Annotated in this window: 15 protein-coding genes; 6 read left to right on the top strand and 9 right to left on the bottom strand. The window is 66.2% G+C overall.

Annotated elements, in window-relative coordinates:
- Positions 1-205 precede the first annotated feature (205 nt).
- The 5 genes from D7Y61_RS04150 to D7Y61_RS04130 all read right to left on the bottom strand — a co-directional run bounded on the left by D7Y61_RS04150 (position 206) and on the right by D7Y61_RS04130 (position 5,700).
- Positions 206-2,854, bottom strand: a complete 2,649-nt coding sequence (locus D7Y61_RS04150) for an excinuclease ABC subunit UvrA (protein WP_180865225.1) — start codon at positions 2,852-2,854, stop codon at positions 206-208.
- A gap of 128 nt (positions 2,855-2,982) precedes the next feature.
- A complete protein-coding gene (locus D7Y61_RS04145; protein WP_180865224.1) occupies positions 2,983-3,486 on the bottom strand; it encodes an Ohr family peroxiredoxin in 504 nt (167 codons plus the stop codon).
- Between the two features lie 34 nt (positions 3,487-3,520).
- On the bottom strand, positions 3,521-4,288 hold the full coding sequence (locus tag D7Y61_RS04140) for an SDR family oxidoreductase (RefSeq protein WP_180865223.1): 768 nt from the start codon (positions 4,286-4,288) through the stop codon (positions 3,521-3,523).
- 129 nt (positions 4,289-4,417) lie between these two features.
- Complete coding sequence (locus tag D7Y61_RS04135) at positions 4,418-5,449, bottom strand: LysR family transcriptional regulator (protein ID WP_180865222.1); 1,032 nt, start codon at positions 5,447-5,449, stop codon at positions 4,418-4,420.
- Positions 5,446-5,700 (bottom strand): sigma factor-like helix-turn-helix DNA-binding protein, encoded by a 255-nt coding sequence (locus D7Y61_RS04130; RefSeq protein WP_180865221.1) that lies wholly within the window; start codon positions 5,698-5,700, stop codon positions 5,446-5,448. The genes D7Y61_RS04135 and D7Y61_RS04130 overlap by 4 nt, the downstream gene beginning before the upstream one ends.
- A 144-nt stretch (positions 5,701-5,844) precedes the next feature.
- Here D7Y61_RS04130 and D7Y61_RS04125 point away from each other — a divergent pair, with 144 nt between their 5' ends.
- The 3 genes from D7Y61_RS04125 (at position 5,845) to D7Y61_RS04115 (ending at position 7,740) form a co-directional block, all read left to right on the top strand.
- Positions 5,845-6,324 (top strand): carboxymuconolactone decarboxylase family protein, encoded by a 480-nt coding sequence (locus D7Y61_RS04125; protein WP_180865220.1) that lies wholly within the window; start codon positions 5,845-5,847, stop codon positions 6,322-6,324.
- Positions 6,325-6,379: 55 nt separating this feature from the next.
- Entirely contained in the window at positions 6,380-6,784 is a 405-nt protein-coding gene (locus D7Y61_RS04120) for a cupin domain-containing protein (RefSeq protein ID WP_180865219.1), read from the top strand.
- A 74-nt stretch (positions 6,785-6,858) separates the two neighbouring features.
- Positions 6,859-7,740: an RNA polymerase sigma-70 factor gene (locus D7Y61_RS04115; RefSeq protein ID WP_180865218.1), complete on the top strand. Its 882-nt coding sequence runs from the start codon at positions 6,859-6,861 to the stop codon at positions 7,738-7,740.
- A 48-nt stretch (positions 7,741-7,788) separates the two neighbouring features.
- Here the strand turns inward: D7Y61_RS04115 and D7Y61_RS04110 are convergent, their stop codons facing one another.
- From D7Y61_RS04110 to D7Y61_RS04095, 4 genes are all read right to left on the bottom strand, one after another.
- Positions 7,789-8,742, bottom strand: a complete 954-nt coding sequence (locus D7Y61_RS04110; protein WP_180865217.1) for an alpha/beta fold hydrolase — start codon at positions 8,740-8,742, stop codon at positions 7,789-7,791.
- Positions 8,743-8,864: 122 nt separating this feature from the next.
- The gene (locus tag D7Y61_RS04105; RefSeq protein ID WP_180865216.1) at positions 8,865-9,785 is read right to left on the bottom strand and encodes an MBL fold metallo-hydrolase; all 921 of its coding nucleotides are present in this window, start codon (positions 9,783-9,785) and stop codon (positions 8,865-8,867) included.
- A 346-nt stretch (positions 9,786-10,131) separates the two neighbouring features.
- The gene (locus D7Y61_RS04100; protein WP_180865215.1) at positions 10,132-11,004 is read right to left on the bottom strand and encodes a methylenetetrahydrofolate reductase; all 873 of its coding nucleotides are present in this window, start codon (positions 11,002-11,004) and stop codon (positions 10,132-10,134) included.
- On the bottom strand, positions 11,004-11,918 hold the full coding sequence (locus D7Y61_RS04095) for a LysR family transcriptional regulator (RefSeq protein ID WP_180865214.1): 915 nt from the start codon (positions 11,916-11,918) through the stop codon (positions 11,004-11,006). Before D7Y61_RS04095 ends, D7Y61_RS04100 begins: the two co-directional genes overlap by 1 nt.
- 75 nt (positions 11,919-11,993) lie before the next feature.
- On the opposite strand from D7Y61_RS04095, the gene msuE reads away from it, so the two are divergent.
- Genes msuE through D7Y61_RS04080 form a run of 3 tightly spaced genes read left to right on the top strand, consistent with a single transcriptional unit; the run spans position 11,994 to position 14,696 of the window.
- Positions 11,994-12,587, top strand: coding sequence for an FMN reductase (msuE, locus tag D7Y61_RS04090; RefSeq protein WP_180865213.1), 594 nt, complete (start codon positions 11,994-11,996; stop codon positions 12,585-12,587).
- 57 nt (positions 12,588-12,644) lie between these two features.
- Entirely contained in the window at positions 12,645-13,622 is a 978-nt protein-coding gene (locus D7Y61_RS04085; RefSeq protein WP_180865212.1) for a DUF1852 domain-containing protein, read from the top strand.
- A gap of 39 nt (positions 13,623-13,661) precedes the next feature.
- On the top strand, positions 13,662-14,696 hold the full coding sequence (locus D7Y61_RS04080) for a methionine synthase (RefSeq protein ID WP_180865211.1): 1,035 nt from the start codon (positions 13,662-13,664) through the stop codon (positions 14,694-14,696).
- The last annotated feature ends 152 nt before the right edge of the window (positions 14,697-14,848 follow it).

Raw genomic sequence — 14,848 nt, 5'->3', positions numbered from 1 at the left:
CCCATCGTGCTCTACCCGCCCCCCGTCATCCCCCCTCTGGAGGGAGCGGATTACCCTGAAGGATGCGTCTGGAATCACCGCCGAGCCCGTTGAGTACAACCTGCACTGCAGTGGATGCCCTGACTGCCCATAGCCCGCAACTGTTGATGTGTACATCGCTGGAGCCGCGTGCATGGGGTCTTTGTCAGCCCGGCATGGCCCGGCTCTACATGAGAGCCAGTTCGCGCGCCAGGAACGGCGCCGTCCGGCTGCCCCTGGCACGCGCCACCTGATGCGGCGTTCCCTTCGCCACGATGGTGCCACCCGCTCCGCCTGCACCCGGGCCAACGTCAATCACCCAGTCCGCCTGCGCGACCGCGCGCATGTCATGCTCGATCATCACCACGGTGTTTCCCGCGTCCACCAGACGCTGCAGCTGCACCAGCAGGCTGTCCGCGTCCGATGCATGCAGGCCGGTGGTGGGTTCGTCCAGCACATAGAGCGTGCGCCCGCGCTGGCTGCGCTGCAGTTCGGTGGCCAGCTTGATGCGTTGGGCCTCGCCACCTGAAAGCTCCGTGGCCGGCTGGCCCAGCCGCAGGTAGCCCAGGCCGATTTCCTGCAGCAGCTGCAGCGGGCGGGCAATGGGCTCCTCCTCGCTGAAGAATGCATGCGCCTGGTCCACCGTCATCTGCAGGACCTCGGCGATGTTGCGGTCGTTCCACAGCACCTTCAGCGTGGCCTCGTTGTAGCGGGCACCGTGGCAGGTGGGGCACGGGGCATAGACGCTGGGCATGAACAACAGTTCGACGCTCACGAAACCCTCGCCTTCGCAGGTCTCGCATCGGCCCTTGGTCACGTTGAACGAGAAGCGGCCTGCATCGAAACGGCGACGACGCGCAGCGGGCGTCGCTGCGAACAGCTTGCGCACGTGATCGAACAGCCCGGTATAGGTGGCCAGGTTGGAGCGCGGTGTGCGGCCGATCGGCTTCTGGTCCACCTGCACCACACGTTGAATGGCATCCACATCACCGGCCAACTGGCCTCGGGTGGTTTCGATCACGGTTGGTCCATCCGTGGGTGAGGCCTCTGCACCATCGTCCGCAGGTTCATGCCCCAGATGCAGCAGCATCAGCTCGGGCAGCGCCTGCGCCATCAGGCTGGACTTGCCCGAGCCGGAAATGCCGGTCACTGCGGTCAGCAACCCCAAGGGCACCTGCGCGTCCACGCCCTGCAGGTTGTGGCGGTGGATACCCTTCAATTCCAGCCAGTGCCCGGCGCTGCGCTGGCGGCCGGCAGGCGCAGGCACCTGGTCGAACAGATACCGGGCCGTGCGCGAATCCTTTACCTGGCGAAGGCCATCGGGCTCGCCGCTGTAGAGCACGCGCCCTCCCCGCTCGCCGGCCTCCGGGCCTACGTCCACCAGCCACTGCGCGCGACGCATCAGTTCCAGATCATGTTCGACCACGAACACCGAGTTGCCGCCATCACGCAGCCGGTCCAGCGCGTCGTACAGCGCCTGGCTGTCGGCCGGGTGCAGGCCAGCGGAAGGTTCGTCGAGCACGTACAGCACACCGAACAGCAGCGAGCTGAGCTGCGTGGCCAGCCGCAGGCGCTGCAGTTCGCCTGCGGACAGCGTGGGCGTGGCGCGATCCAGCGAGAGATAGCCCAGGCCCAGTTCGCGTAACTGCCGCACACGCGCCATCACCCCGCCCGCCAGCCGCTGTGCCGCCAGCCGCTTCTCTTCGGACAAGGCCGAGGTCAGGCGGACATCCGGCGCCGCCGCGTGGACGGCGCGACCGCTGGCCGCCCGTTGGCTGCGGTCGCGGCGCGTGGTGTTCCTGCTGGTGCGTTCGCCCCGGCGGTGCGCGCTGAAGTCGCCCTGCGCGATGGGCTCCAGCAGGTCCGCCAGCTGGTCCAGGGGCAGCCGCATGAACTCACCGATATCCACGCCCGCGAAGGTGACCGACAGCGCTTCCGGCTTCAGTCGCTTTCCGTGGCAGGCCGGGCACAGCTTGCCTTCCATGTAGCGGGAAACCCGCTTGCGCATCAGCGCGCTCTGGGTGTTGGCGAAAGTATGCAGCACGTAGCGACGCGCGCCGGTATACGTACCCATGTAGCTCGGCTCGAGCTTGCGCTTGAGCGCGGCCCGGGTCTCGGCCGGGGTGAAGCCGGCATAGACCGGCACGGTGGGCGTCTCCTCGGTGAACAGGATCCACTCCCGGTCCTTCTTCGGCAGCGTCTTCCATGGCACGTCGATGTCGTAGCCGAGCGTGACCAGGATGTCGCGCAGGTTCTGGCCATGCCAGGCCGGCGGCCAGGAGGCGATCGCACGCTCGCGGATGCTCAGCGACGGGTCCGGCACCATCAAGGCTTCGGGCACTTCGTAGACATGCCCCAGCCCGTGGCAGGTACTGCAGGCGCCCTGCGGCGTGTTGGGCGAGAAGTCTTCGGCGTAGAGCATGGGCTGGTTGGCCGGGTATGCGCCTGCACGCGAATACATCATGCGCACCAGGCTGGACAGCGTGGTGACACTGCCCACCGATGAACGAGCGTTGCTGGCGCCGCGCTGCTGCTGCAACGCCACTGCCGGCGGCAGCCCGTCGATGGCATCCACGTCGGGCACACCGGCCTGGTCGATCAGGCGCCGCGCATAGGGCGCAACGGATTCGAAGTAGCGCCGCTGCGCCTCGGCGAAGACCGTACCGAACGCCAGCGATGACTTGCCGGAACCGGATACCCCGGAGAACACCACCAGGGCGTTGCGCGGAATGGAGACGTCGACATTCCTGAGGTTGTGCTCGCGCGCACCGCGGACCTCAATGCAACCGCTGGCAGCGGCGGCACATGACGATTCACCAAAGGTGGGCTTGGACATCTTCGCGATCCTGCAGGCAGTGAGCGGCGCGCCTCGGAGCGCGCCCGATACGTCATTGTCGCTGCTGCAGGGTGAACAGCGCCGTGAGATCCGGGCGCACGACGCCATGCCGCCGGGATACCCCCTGACTAGCCGGCGCACACCCGTACATGCACCGCGTGGCTGATGCCGCGGTGGAACATCTTGGCATACGGGCAGACACGCTCGGTGTTGCGAACCAGTTCGGAGGCCAGGGTTGCATCCATGCCGGGCAGATGCACCACGATCTCTGCCGACAACAGATACAGGCCATCGACCGGATCACGCGCAAACGTCACTGCCACGTCGATGCTGGGGTCGGCCAGCACCAGCCCCGCGCGCGCGGCCACCAGCACCATCGCGCCGTGGAAGCAGCCGGCGTAGCCTGCCGCCAACAGCTGCTCGGGGTTGGTGCCCCCGCCCGGTCCACCCAGTTCCGGTGGCAGGCGCAGGTCCACCGCCAGCGCACCGTCATCCGAACGCACCACGCCGGACGCGCGTCCATGCTGCGCCTGGCCACCGCTGACCCTCACGCGCCCGGTGTACAGCGGGCGCATGTCGTCCCCCTGGTATCGGTCGAGTACGGAAGGCGAAGGAGGCTTCAACTCAGTCATTGCAGGGATCCATGAAACGCGGTCCGGTCGTGGCTCAGGCGGGCTGCTGCTGCAGCAGGCCAGACTGTTGCAACCACGTATCGAAACCCACCTGGCCGGTCCACGCCTGTCCGGCCGGTATCAATGTGTCGGCCTGCAGCGGAGCGCCGAAGTACAGCGCCTGGGCATCGGCCACCACCTGCCGTGGGTCACCGGTCAGTTGCAGGAACCGCTGGGCCAGGGCCGCCATCGACGCGCGCTCCGGCCCGGCGATTTCAACCACGACGTTGGCCGGCGGCTGCTGCGCGATGCGTGCCACCGCATCAGCAACATCCTCGGCAGCGATTGGCTGCACCTCGGCGGTTGGCAGGTGCAGCGTCGTACCGTTGCCTGCGGACTGGATGATGCCCGGCAGGAATTCGAAGAACTGGGTGGAATGAATGATGGTGTATGGCAGGCCCGAATCACGGATCAGGCGTTCCTGGGCAATCTTGCCGCGGAAGTAGCCACTGGCCGCGAGCTTGTCGGTGCCGACCACGGAAAGCGCTACATGGTGGCGCACGCCGGCACGGGCGGCGGCGGAAAGAATGTTGTGGCCAGCAGTCACGAAGAACGAAAGTACTGCCGCGTCTTCGAACGAGGGTGAGTTGGCCAGGTCAACCACCACCGCGGCACCGTTCATCGCGGCGTCAAGGCCTTCGCCGGTCAGCACGTCGATGCCGGTGGAAGGGGCCGCCACCACGATGTCGTGGCCGGCGGCGCGCAGGCGCTCCACCACCTTGCTGCCGATGCGGCCGGTACCACCAATGACGAGGATCTTCATGACATGTCTCCTGGAATGCGGAAGGGGCGGCCGGCCGTGGCCGGGAACGCTGGAATCGTAGGAAGCTGGGGTGACGGGCAGTAGATCCGTGCCAGGACGCGCACTGTTGCCCGGCATGCACCAATGCGATCAGGTCCAGGCAGGCTGTGCCCCCGCTTCCTGGGCGGAGGCCTGATGGTGGGTTTCCCAGTGCGAGATCACATCCAGTTCCAGTGCGCGGACCCGTTGGGTGCTGAAGTCGATGAAAGCCCGTACGCGCTTGGGCAGCTGGCGGCGACTGAGGTAGCACAGGTAGTGGCCTCGATCGAGCGGTGCATGACGGTCCAGGCAGGTCACCACCGTGCCCGCCCGCAGCGCGTCGCGGACCTGGTAGCTGGGCAGCTGGGCCACACCCAGCCCGTCAATGACGGCCTGCAGCGCCAGATCGGCATCGTTGAACACCAGCGCCGCGGCCGGTTGCAGGTTCACCTCGCGACCGTCGATGCGGAATTCCCAGCGTTGCATGCGCCCGCCCGCCAGGCGCCGACCAATACACGCATGGCTGGACAGCGCATCCAGCGATGCCGGCATGCCATGTGCCTGCACATAAGCGGGCGATGCACAGACCACCAGCTGCATCGGCACCAGCTGCTTGGCGATCACCTGGCTGTCTTCCAGCAGTCCATCACGAAAGGCCACGTCGATGCGGTCGCCGGCCAGATCAGGCGCCTGCTCGTCCAGCAGCAGCTCCACCGACACCTGCGGGTACTCGGCGCGGAACGCCGCCAGCAACGGTGCGATCACCCGCCGCCCGAAGCCATGGCTGGCGCTGATCCGCAGGTGCCCGCGCGGTGGTCCTTCGCGCAGGTCGCGCATTTCATCCAGCGCCTGCAGGATGCACGTCACCCCGGGGCTGCACCCCTCCAGGAACAGCTCGCCTTCGCGGGTCAGCGCGGTTGAGCGCGTGGTGCGCAGGAACAGGCGCACGCCGAGCTGGCTCTCCAGTTTCTGTACGCTGCGGCTGACCGCCGAGCGGCCGATGCCCAGGCGGTCGGCGGCGCGCGCGAAGCTGCCCTCGGCGGCGACGGCGATGAAGGCCAGCACGCCGGCGTAGCTGGTGGAAAAGGACGCATTGAGCGCGTCGTGGCCGTCCGCGGCCGGGCAAGACTGCGTGGCATTCATGGGGTGGCAGGCTCCAGGCCGTTGCGTCGTGCATGCAGGTGGGCCCGCGCCAGGTGCAGGCGCTGCCGGCACGCCGGCAGGTCCAGACCCAGCAGGGGCACGATGTCGTCGAAACCGGCGCCCAGCACGTCGTGCAACAGCAGAACCGCACGCGCGTCAGGCGGCAGTTCGTGCAGCGCGGCGAGGAAGGCCTGCCAGACCTGTTCGCTGGCAGGGCCGGATGCGGTGCGCCGGGGCGATGAGGTGTCCATGCCCGGCAGACGGCCGAGCGTTGGACGCTGTGACAGGCCATTGGTGTTTTTTGTGAAACGGCATGCAGCCCGGCGGTGGCCTACCGGCCTGCGCCGGTCGGACGTAGCCTCGCTGCGTCCTCAACCTGACACAGGAACTCCACCATGACCGCTCGCCTGGACTACGCTGCGCAATCCCCGGAACTGTTCAAGAAACTCGGCCTGTACTCGCATGCCGCCCATACCGCCTCGGTCGAAGCGGCCATCATCGATCTGGTCAACATCCGTGCATCGCAGCTCAATGGCTGCGGCTTCTGCCTGGACATGCACGTGAAGGAAGCCACCCTGCGTGGCGAGCGCGCACTGCGCCTGCACCATCTGGCCGCATGGCGCGAATCGACCCTGTTCAGTGCGCGCGAACGCGCCAGCCTGGCCTGGACCGAGGTGCTGACCGATCTGCCGGCGCAGGGCGTGCCCGACGAACTGTATGAGCGCGTGCGTAGCCAGCTTTCCGAGCAGGAGATCGTGGGCCTGACTCATGCAGTGATGGCGATCAACGCCTGGAACCGTGCCAACGTCGCCTTCCGCACCCTGCCCGGCACCCTGGACAAGGCCTTCGGCCTGGACAAGGCAGGCCTGGCCTGAGGCTCACCGCCGCTGCCCGCACAGCGGCCTTCCAACATCGCACAGGAGACCTGCCATGCGCCGTTCTGCATTGGTCCTGTTCGCCCTGCTTCCGCTGTGCAGCGCGGTCGCCACCCCGCCCTCCTCCGCGCCCGAGCCCATCGTGCGTGAGGTGATGACCCGGACCCTGCCGGAACAGCCCGGCAAGGAAGCCCTGATCCTCACCGTAGAATACCCGCCCGGTGGTGCCGATCCGGTTCACCGCCACGATGCGCATGGCTTCGTCTACGTGCTTGAGGGCCGGATCGTGATGGGTGTGGCCGGTGGCGAGGAGATCACCCTGGGACCGGGCGAAGCCTTCCACGAAGGCCCGGCCGACCTGCACACCGTGGGCCGCAACGCCAGCCGCACCAGGCCAGCGAGGTTCGTGGTGTTCCTGATCAAGGACATCGGCAAGCCGGCGGTGCTGCCGCCGCACTGACCACACGGCACCGCCATTCCCAAGGACAGCTCCCCGGGTGTCACAATCCGGGGACCTGTCCCGTCTGCGCTGGCATGGACGATCCTACTGCCCTGTTCACCCAACTTCGCCCTCGCCTGTTCGGTGTGGCCTATCGCATGCTCGGGTCTTCGCACGAAGCCGAGGACGTGGTGCAGGACGTGTGGCTGCGCTGGCATGGCGCTGACCAGTCACAAATCGAAAATCCCGAAGCCTGGCTGGTGGCGACCACGACCCGGCGCGCCATCGATGGGCTGCGCCTGGCCCGCCATACGCGCGAACACTACGTGGGCATGTGGCTGCCCGAACCGCTGCTGACCGATGACACCGTGACGCCTGAGTACGTGCTGGAAACCGCCAGCGATCTGTCGGTTGCCTTCCTCAATGTATTGGAACGGCTGGCGCCGGATGCACGTGCCGCCTTCCTGCTGCACGACGTGTTCGACCAGGACTACGCAGTGGTTGCACGTGCTCTGGACAAAAGCGAAGCCGCCTGCCGTCAGATCGTGCACCGCGCACGGCAGCAGCTGCGGCAGGAGCGCCCCCGCTACAACGTTCCGCAGGACGTGCACCAGAAGCTGATGCGGCGCTTCGCCGAGGCGGCCTCCAGCGGTGACTTCCGTACGATGAAAGCACTGATGGCCGAGTCGGCCGAGCTGATCGGCGACGGCGGCGGCATCGTCACCAGTTTCCCCAAGCCGATGGTGGGTGGTGCGCGGATCGCCCAGCTGCTGTACGCGCCGCACCTGCGCCGCAAGGACCAGCTGCGCATGGTGCCGACCATGATCAATGGCAGGCTGGGCCTGCTGCGCTACTTCGACGGCGTGCTGGAATCGGCCATGGCCTTCGATACCGACGGCGAGCGCATCATCCAGATCCTGGTGCAGCGCAACCCGCAGAAGCTGCAGCACCTCGGCCGGCAGGTGGCCATCCAGTAGCCGCAACGCAGATGGCCCCGGCAGCTGCCGGGGCCTTCGACGTCGCACTTACTTCTGCTGCAGGAAGGCCAGCAGGTCCTGGTTGACCTTGTCCTTGTGGGTGTCGGTCAGGCCGTGCGGCGCGCCCGGGTACACGATCAGCTTGGCGCCCTTGATCAGCCTGGCCGACTGACGACCGGAGATGTCGATCGGCACGATCTGGTCGTCATCACCGTGGATGACCAGGGTCGGTACATCGAACTTCTCCAGGTCGGCGCGGAAGTCGGTGGCCGAGAACGCGGCGATCGAATCGTAGGTGTTCTTGTGGCCACCCTGCATGCCCTGCGCCCACCAGGCGTCGATCAGGCCCTGCGAAACCTTCGCGCCGGGGCGGTTGAAGCCATAGAACGGGCCCGACGGAATGTCCTTGTACAGCTGCGCGCGGTTTTCCATCTGTGCCTTGCGGATACCATCGAACACTTCGATCGGCAGACCGTTGGGATTGTCGGCGGTCTTCAGCATGAACGGCGGTACCGAGCTGATCAGCACCGCCCTCTTCACCCGGCCGGTGCCATGGCGGCCGATGTAGCGTGCCACTTCGCCGCCACCGGTGGAGAAGCCCACCAGAGTCACCTCGTGCAGGTCCAGGGTGTTGATCACCGTCGCCAGGTCATCGGCGTAGTGGTCCATATCGTTGCCATCCCAGGGCTGGCTGGAGCGGCCGTGGCCGCGGCGGTCGTGCGCGATCACGCGGTAACCGTGGTTGGCCAGGAAGATCATCTGCGATTCCCAGCTGTCCGAGTTCAGCGGCCAGCCGTGGCTGAAGGTCACGACCGGGCCATCCTTCGGGCCCCAATCCTTGTAGTAGAGCTGCACGCCATCGGCGGTGGTCATATAGCTGGCGGTGCGGGCAATGCGGGTAACAGCGGCCGGCTGGGCCGGCTCGGCCGCCTGGGCGGACACGCCGGCCTGCACGGACAGGGCCAGCACGGCGGCGGCCAGGGTACGGGTAGCAGATTTCATGGGGGAACCTCGTCTTGGGTGGTTGGACAGGCGCTACTGTGCGCCCCGTCCCGGGCGCATCGGTGACGAATGGTCCGCAAAACTTGATCGACCGTATTGGATCGATGTGCTGCGGTGGCCGCTCAGAAATCCCAGAACACCGGTACCCAGCGGTAGGCCTGGCCCTCGCGCGAGACCCGGCCCACCGACGGGAACGGCAGATGGGTGGCCACCAGCATTTCGCCACTGCCGGCCAACTGGTCCAGCAGGGCAATGCGCACGCGCGCCGATTCTTCCGGATCGTGCTCGAAGCCGTTGTGCCAGTTCGGCTGATCGAAGCCCACTGCAAACACGGCATCACCCGCGAAGGTCAGCGCCTGGCCAGCCGATGCCACGCGCACCACGCAGTGCCCCGGGGTGTGTCCGCCGGTGCGGCGCGCCACCACGCCCGGCGCGATCTGCTGCTCGTCCTGGAAGGTGTGTACACAGGCGCTGTATTCGGCCCAGAACTGTTTGGCCGTGGCCCGCAGTGCATCGGGGAACCCCTGCGGCATGTTGGTGCGGGCAAAGTCCGGCGACTTCCAGAATTCCACTTCGGCCGCTGCAATGTGGATCTTCAGATCCGGGCGAAGCTGTTCTTTCACCCCCTCCACCAGCAGGCCGCCGATGTGGTCCATGTGCATGTGGGTGATCACCACGTCGGTGATCTCACCCAGGTCGATACCGGCCGCGCCCAGGCGGCGGATCAACTGGCCGGCGCGGGGCAGCTGCAGGTCCGGGTCCATGCCCAGGCCGGCATCGATGAGGATGGTGCGATCACCGCTGTGCACCACCATCACGTTCAAGGCCCAGTCGAAGGCATCCTGCGGCAGGTACATCTCGTCGAACCATTCGGCGCGGTCGGACGCCGGTACGTTGTGGCCGAGCATCTGGGTAGGCAGTGGCAGGACGCCATCGCTGATCACCAGTACTTCGACGTCGCCCACCTTCAGTGCATAGCGCGAGGGCACCAGTTCGTCGAGGGCGGGGGCAATGGGGGCGGCGGTGTTTTCCAGGCTGAACATGAGGTTTCTCCACGAAGGGTTGGCTGGCAGGCAGCGATGCAGGGCTGGCGCGAACGATTCCGGGTGCCTTCCCACGGCGCAGGGCGTGGCATGGCCAGGGCATGGATGCCCGGCACGTCAGCGTGCTGCGTGGTTCGGTGAGAGGCGGGGCCACGGTGACGTGGTGGTGCCGGAACACGGCGTTGGCCGTGCGGGAGAAGCGTAGGCAGCACGCCGTTGCTGCGGTAGGGCCCTGGAAGGGCACGCGGTGTTGCATTCCGGGAAGCAATGCGGCTGCGGCGCCTTTACCTGAAATCGGCGATGGCCACGTTTTGGCGACCCCGCTTCAACTGCGATGACTGCGGTTTCAGGAACGACCGCCGGTCGATAGCCGCAACCGATACCGCTCCATCCAATCCAGCGATGGGCCAATGCCGCCAAACGGGAAGAAATGCGGGCTGACCAGGCCATGGGCGTCGGTCAACCCGTTTACCAGGCGATCCACGAACACCTCCGGTCCCGCCGTCCCGAGCAGCCGGCCGATCGAGATGCCGTACCTTGCCAGCATCGATGCGCTGGCGCCCACACCGCACATCGCCGCGTAGCGCGCCAGCCGCGCGATGCTGGCCGGTCCCGGCACGCCCACCAGCACGGGGGCGGTGATGCCGCGATCACGCAGTGCATCCAGCCAGTCCAGAACGATGTCGGCATCGAACGCGAACTGGGTGATGATCAAGGGCGCCATGCCGCGCTCTTCGATGGTCCGGCACTTGCGTTCGAGTACCTGCCATTGATCATCGCTGTTCATCACCGGGTGGCCTTCCGGGTGCCCGCCGACAGCCACGACCCTGATGCCGGAATCTTCCAGAAGGCCGGTTTCGATGATTGACGCGCTGTCGGAGAATGGGCCGGCAGGCGTTGCCAGATCACCAGCAACCAACAGGCACTGCGCCACGCCGGCCTCGCTGGCGGCACGCGCCAGGAATCGCTCAAGCGCTGCGCGCGATCGGATGCGACGGGCCGAGACGTGCGGCATTGGTTCGAAGCCAAGCTGACGCACCGTGCATGCGGCAGCCAGTCGGGCATCGTCGTCTTCGCTGGCCAGCCAGGGAATGGAGATGGTCGTGCCGTACGGAATCCGGGCAGCCTCCACGCGCAACGCGGGCATGGCTTTCGCGCTGACTTCCAGTGAGAGGGTATCGACGAAGGCGCCCGCCCTCAGTGCGCTGCGTGCAGGCATCAACGGGCTCCGCGTGCGCCGCCAGCCAGCGGCGTGCTGTTGCGTGCCAGCTCGACGAAGGCCTGCAGGTAGTCGATACCGGTATCGGCCTCGCGCGCGCCCAGGTAGATCTGCTTGGGAATGCCCTTCGCACCCAAGCGTACAGGTACCACGTCCATGCGCGTGGCGTACTCCTCCACCAGCCAGCGCGGCATGGCCGCCACGCCGCGGCCGCTGGCCACCATCTGCATCATGATGTCGGTGGTCTCGATGGCCTTGTGCCGCCGTGGCGTGATGCCGGCCGGCAGCAGGAACTGGTTGTAGATGTCCAGGCGCTCGAACGGCACCGGGTAGCTGATCAGCACTTCCTGGGCGAGCTGGCGCGGCTTTACGTGGTCGACCTTGGCCAGGGCATGATTCCTGGCCACCACCAGCACCTGTTCGTAGTCGAATACGGGAATGAATTTCAGGCCCGGCTTCAGCAGCGGGTCGGGGGTGACCAGCAGGTCGATCTCGTAGCCGAACAGTGCGCCGATGCCGCCGAACTGGAACTTCTGCTTGACGTCCACGTCCACGTCCGGCCATGCGGCCAGGTACGGCGAGACGATCTTCAGCAGCCACTGGTAGCAGGGGTGGCATTCCATGCCGATGCGCAGGGTGCCGCGCTCGCCCTGCGCGAACTGGCCCAGTCGCTCCTCGGCCAGGTCCAACTGTGGTAGCACCCGGTTGGCAACCGCCAGCAGGTACTGCCCGGCCTGGGTCAGCCGCAGGCTGCGGCCTTCGCGCAGCCAGACATCGGTGCCCAGCTGCTGCTCCAGCTTCTTCATGCTGTGGCTCAGTGCAGACTGGGTCAGGTTGAGCACGCCGGCAGCGGCGGTGAGCGACCCCTGCTGCTCGACCTGCTGCACGATGCTGAGGTGGATGCGTTCCAACATGACGATGAATCCCGCTCATGGATTGGTGAAGTAATACCATTTTACGTCATGGAAGGCGCTGGCTAGCATCGGGTCATGCATTCACCCCACCGCCCCCTCCGCATCGTCGCCGTGTCCGGCGGACTGCAACGCCCTTCCCGGGCCGCCACCCTGTGCGAGCACCTGCAGGACCTGATCGGCGAGCAGGTGCCGAGCGAAGCCCAGTTGGTTGAACTGGGCCAACTGGCCCCGCATCTGACCGGTGCCCTGTGGCGCTCCCAGCTTCCCGCGGCCGTGGAGCAGCAGCTGGCCATCGTCGAACAGGCCGACGTGCTGGTGGTCGCCACGCCGGTCTACCGCGGCTCTTACACCGGCCTGTTCAAGCACTTCTTCGATTTCATCGGCCAGGACGCGCTGGTCGATACCCCCATCCTCCTGGCCGCCACCGGCGGCAGCGAGCGCCACGCGCTGATGATCGATCATCAGCTGCGACCGCTCTTCAGCTTCTTCCAGGCGCGCACCCTGCCGCTTGGCGTCTACGCCACCGATCGCGATTTCGCCGACGGCCGCGTGTACAACCCCGCCCTGCTCGAGCGGGCACGGCTGGCGGTAGAGCGGGCGATGCCGCTGCTGGCGCTGTCCCACCGTACCGCCCCCATCGCCGCCGTAGAGGCTACTGAAGCTCTCTGAGTGCCGGATGCCGCCGACCTGCATCCGGATGTCACCCCGCAACACGGAACACCGCCCATGACGACCGATACCTTCACCTTCAGCATCACGCGCATCCCCTTCAACGAGGACTACCAGCCTGCGGAAGGCACGCGCATCACCACCAATTTCGCCAACCTGGCCCGCGGCGAGTCCCGCCAGGAAAACCTGCGCAACACGATCAGCATGATCAACAACCGCTTCAACGATCTGGCGCACTGGGACAACCCGAGCGCGGATCGTTACGCGGTCGAGCTGGACATCATCTCGGTGGAGATGCACATCGACGGCGGCGATGGCGGCGATCCGTTCCCCCTGATCGAGGTGCTGCGACCGACCATTGTCGACACCCGCACCGGTACGCGGAGCGAAGGCATCGTCGGCAATAACTTCTCTTCCTACGTGCGCGATTACGATTTCAGCGTGGTGCTGCCGGCCAGCAACGAGGGCAAGGCCACCTTCGGCATTCCGGAAGGATTCGGCGACCTGCACGGCAAGCTGTTCAAGCACTTCCTGGGATCAGAGGCGTACCGTGCCAACTTCAGCAAGGGGCCGGTCATCTGCATCAGCGTGTCCAGCAGCAAGACCTATCACCGCACTGAAAACCACCACCCGATTCTGGGCGTGGAGTATCGCCAGGGTGAGTTCTCCCCGACCGATCAGTACTTCGACAAGATGGGCCTGCAGGTGCGCTACTTCATGCCGCCGGGCAGTGTTGCGCCGCTGGCGTTCTACTTCCAGGGCGACCTGCTGGTCGACTACTCCAACCTGGAGCTGATCGGCACCATCAGCACGATGGAGGCCTTCCAGAAGATCTACCGCCCGGAGATCTACAACGCCAACTCCGTGGCCGGCAAGGTCTACCAGCCCAGCCTGAAGCATCAGGACTACTCCTCCACCCGCATCGTCTACGACCGCGAAGAGCGCAGCCAGCTGGCGGTCAAGCAGGGTCGCTTCACCGAAGAGCACTTCATCAAGCCGTACCGCAGCGTGCTTGAGCAGTGGGCCGCCCGCTGATCCATCGATTCCCCATTCGCCCCCAGGAAACAAGACGCAATGTCGACGAAGAAACTGCTCCCCACCTCCACCGCAGGCAGCCTGCCCAAGCCGTCCTGGCTGGCCGAGCCCGAAAAGCTCTGGTCACCCTGGAAGCTGCAGGACGACGGCCTGATTGAAGGCAAGCAGGACGCGCTGCGCCTGTCCCTGCAGGAACAGCAGCACGCCGGCATCGACATCGTCAGCGACGGCGAACAGACCCGGCAGCACTTCGTCACCACCTTCATCGAGCACCTCAGCGGCGTCGATTTCGAGAAGCGCGAAACCGTGCGCATCCGCAACCGCTACGATGCCAGCGTGCCGACCGTGGTTGGCGCCGTCAGCCGCCCCAGGCCGGTATTCGTGGAGGATGCGAAGTTCCTGCGCCGCCAGACCGCACAGCCGATCAAGTGGGCCCTGCCCGGCCCGATGACCATGATCGACACGCTGTATGACGCGCACTACAGGAGCCGGGAGAAGCTGGCCTGGGAGTTCGCGAAGATCCTCAACGAGGAAGCGAAGGAACTGGAGGCCGCCGGGGTGGACATCATCCAGTTCGACGAACCTGCCTTCAATGTATTCTTCGATGAGGTGAACGATTGGGGCGTGGCGGCACTGGAGCGCGCCGTTGAAGGCCTGAAGTGCCAGACGGCGGTGCACATCTGCTACGGCTATGGCATCAAGGCCAACACCGACTGGAAGCAGACGCTGGGCTCGGAATGGCGCCAGTATGAGGAATCGTTCCCGAAGCTGCAGACCTCCAGCATCGACATCATTTCGCTGGAATGCCAGAACTCGCACGTACCGATCGACCTGATCGAGCTGGTGCGTGGCAAGACGGTGATGGTGGGTGCCATCGACGTGGCCTCCAATACGGTTGAAACGCCGGAAGACGTAGCCAAGACCCTGCGCAAGGCCCTGCAGTTCGTGGATGCCGACAAGCTCTACCCGAGCACCAACTGCGGCATGGCGCCACTGCCGCGCGAGGTGGCACGCGGCAAGCTGCGTGCGCTCAGCGCCGGGGCGAAGATCGTGCGTGAGGAGCTCTCGGCGTAGCCCTTCAGAGCACCTCCCGTTCGGGTGCGCGCTGTTGGCACTGGGCCGGTGGCAAGGCCATCGGCCCGGTGAATATGCGGTATACGACACAATCACTGCGGTTCGTTCCACCGGTGTCGCGGATGCCCATTCCCGCGTCCACAGACACCCCC

This window comes from Stenotrophomonas maltophilia, from assembly GCF_013464485.1.
GTDB classification, from domain to species: Bacteria; Pseudomonadota; Gammaproteobacteria; order Xanthomonadales; family Xanthomonadaceae; genus Stenotrophomonas; species Stenotrophomonas maltophilia_AW.
The sequence above is the reverse complement of the archived record's forward strand: the minus strand, read 5'-3'. Positions and strand labels throughout refer to the sequence as shown.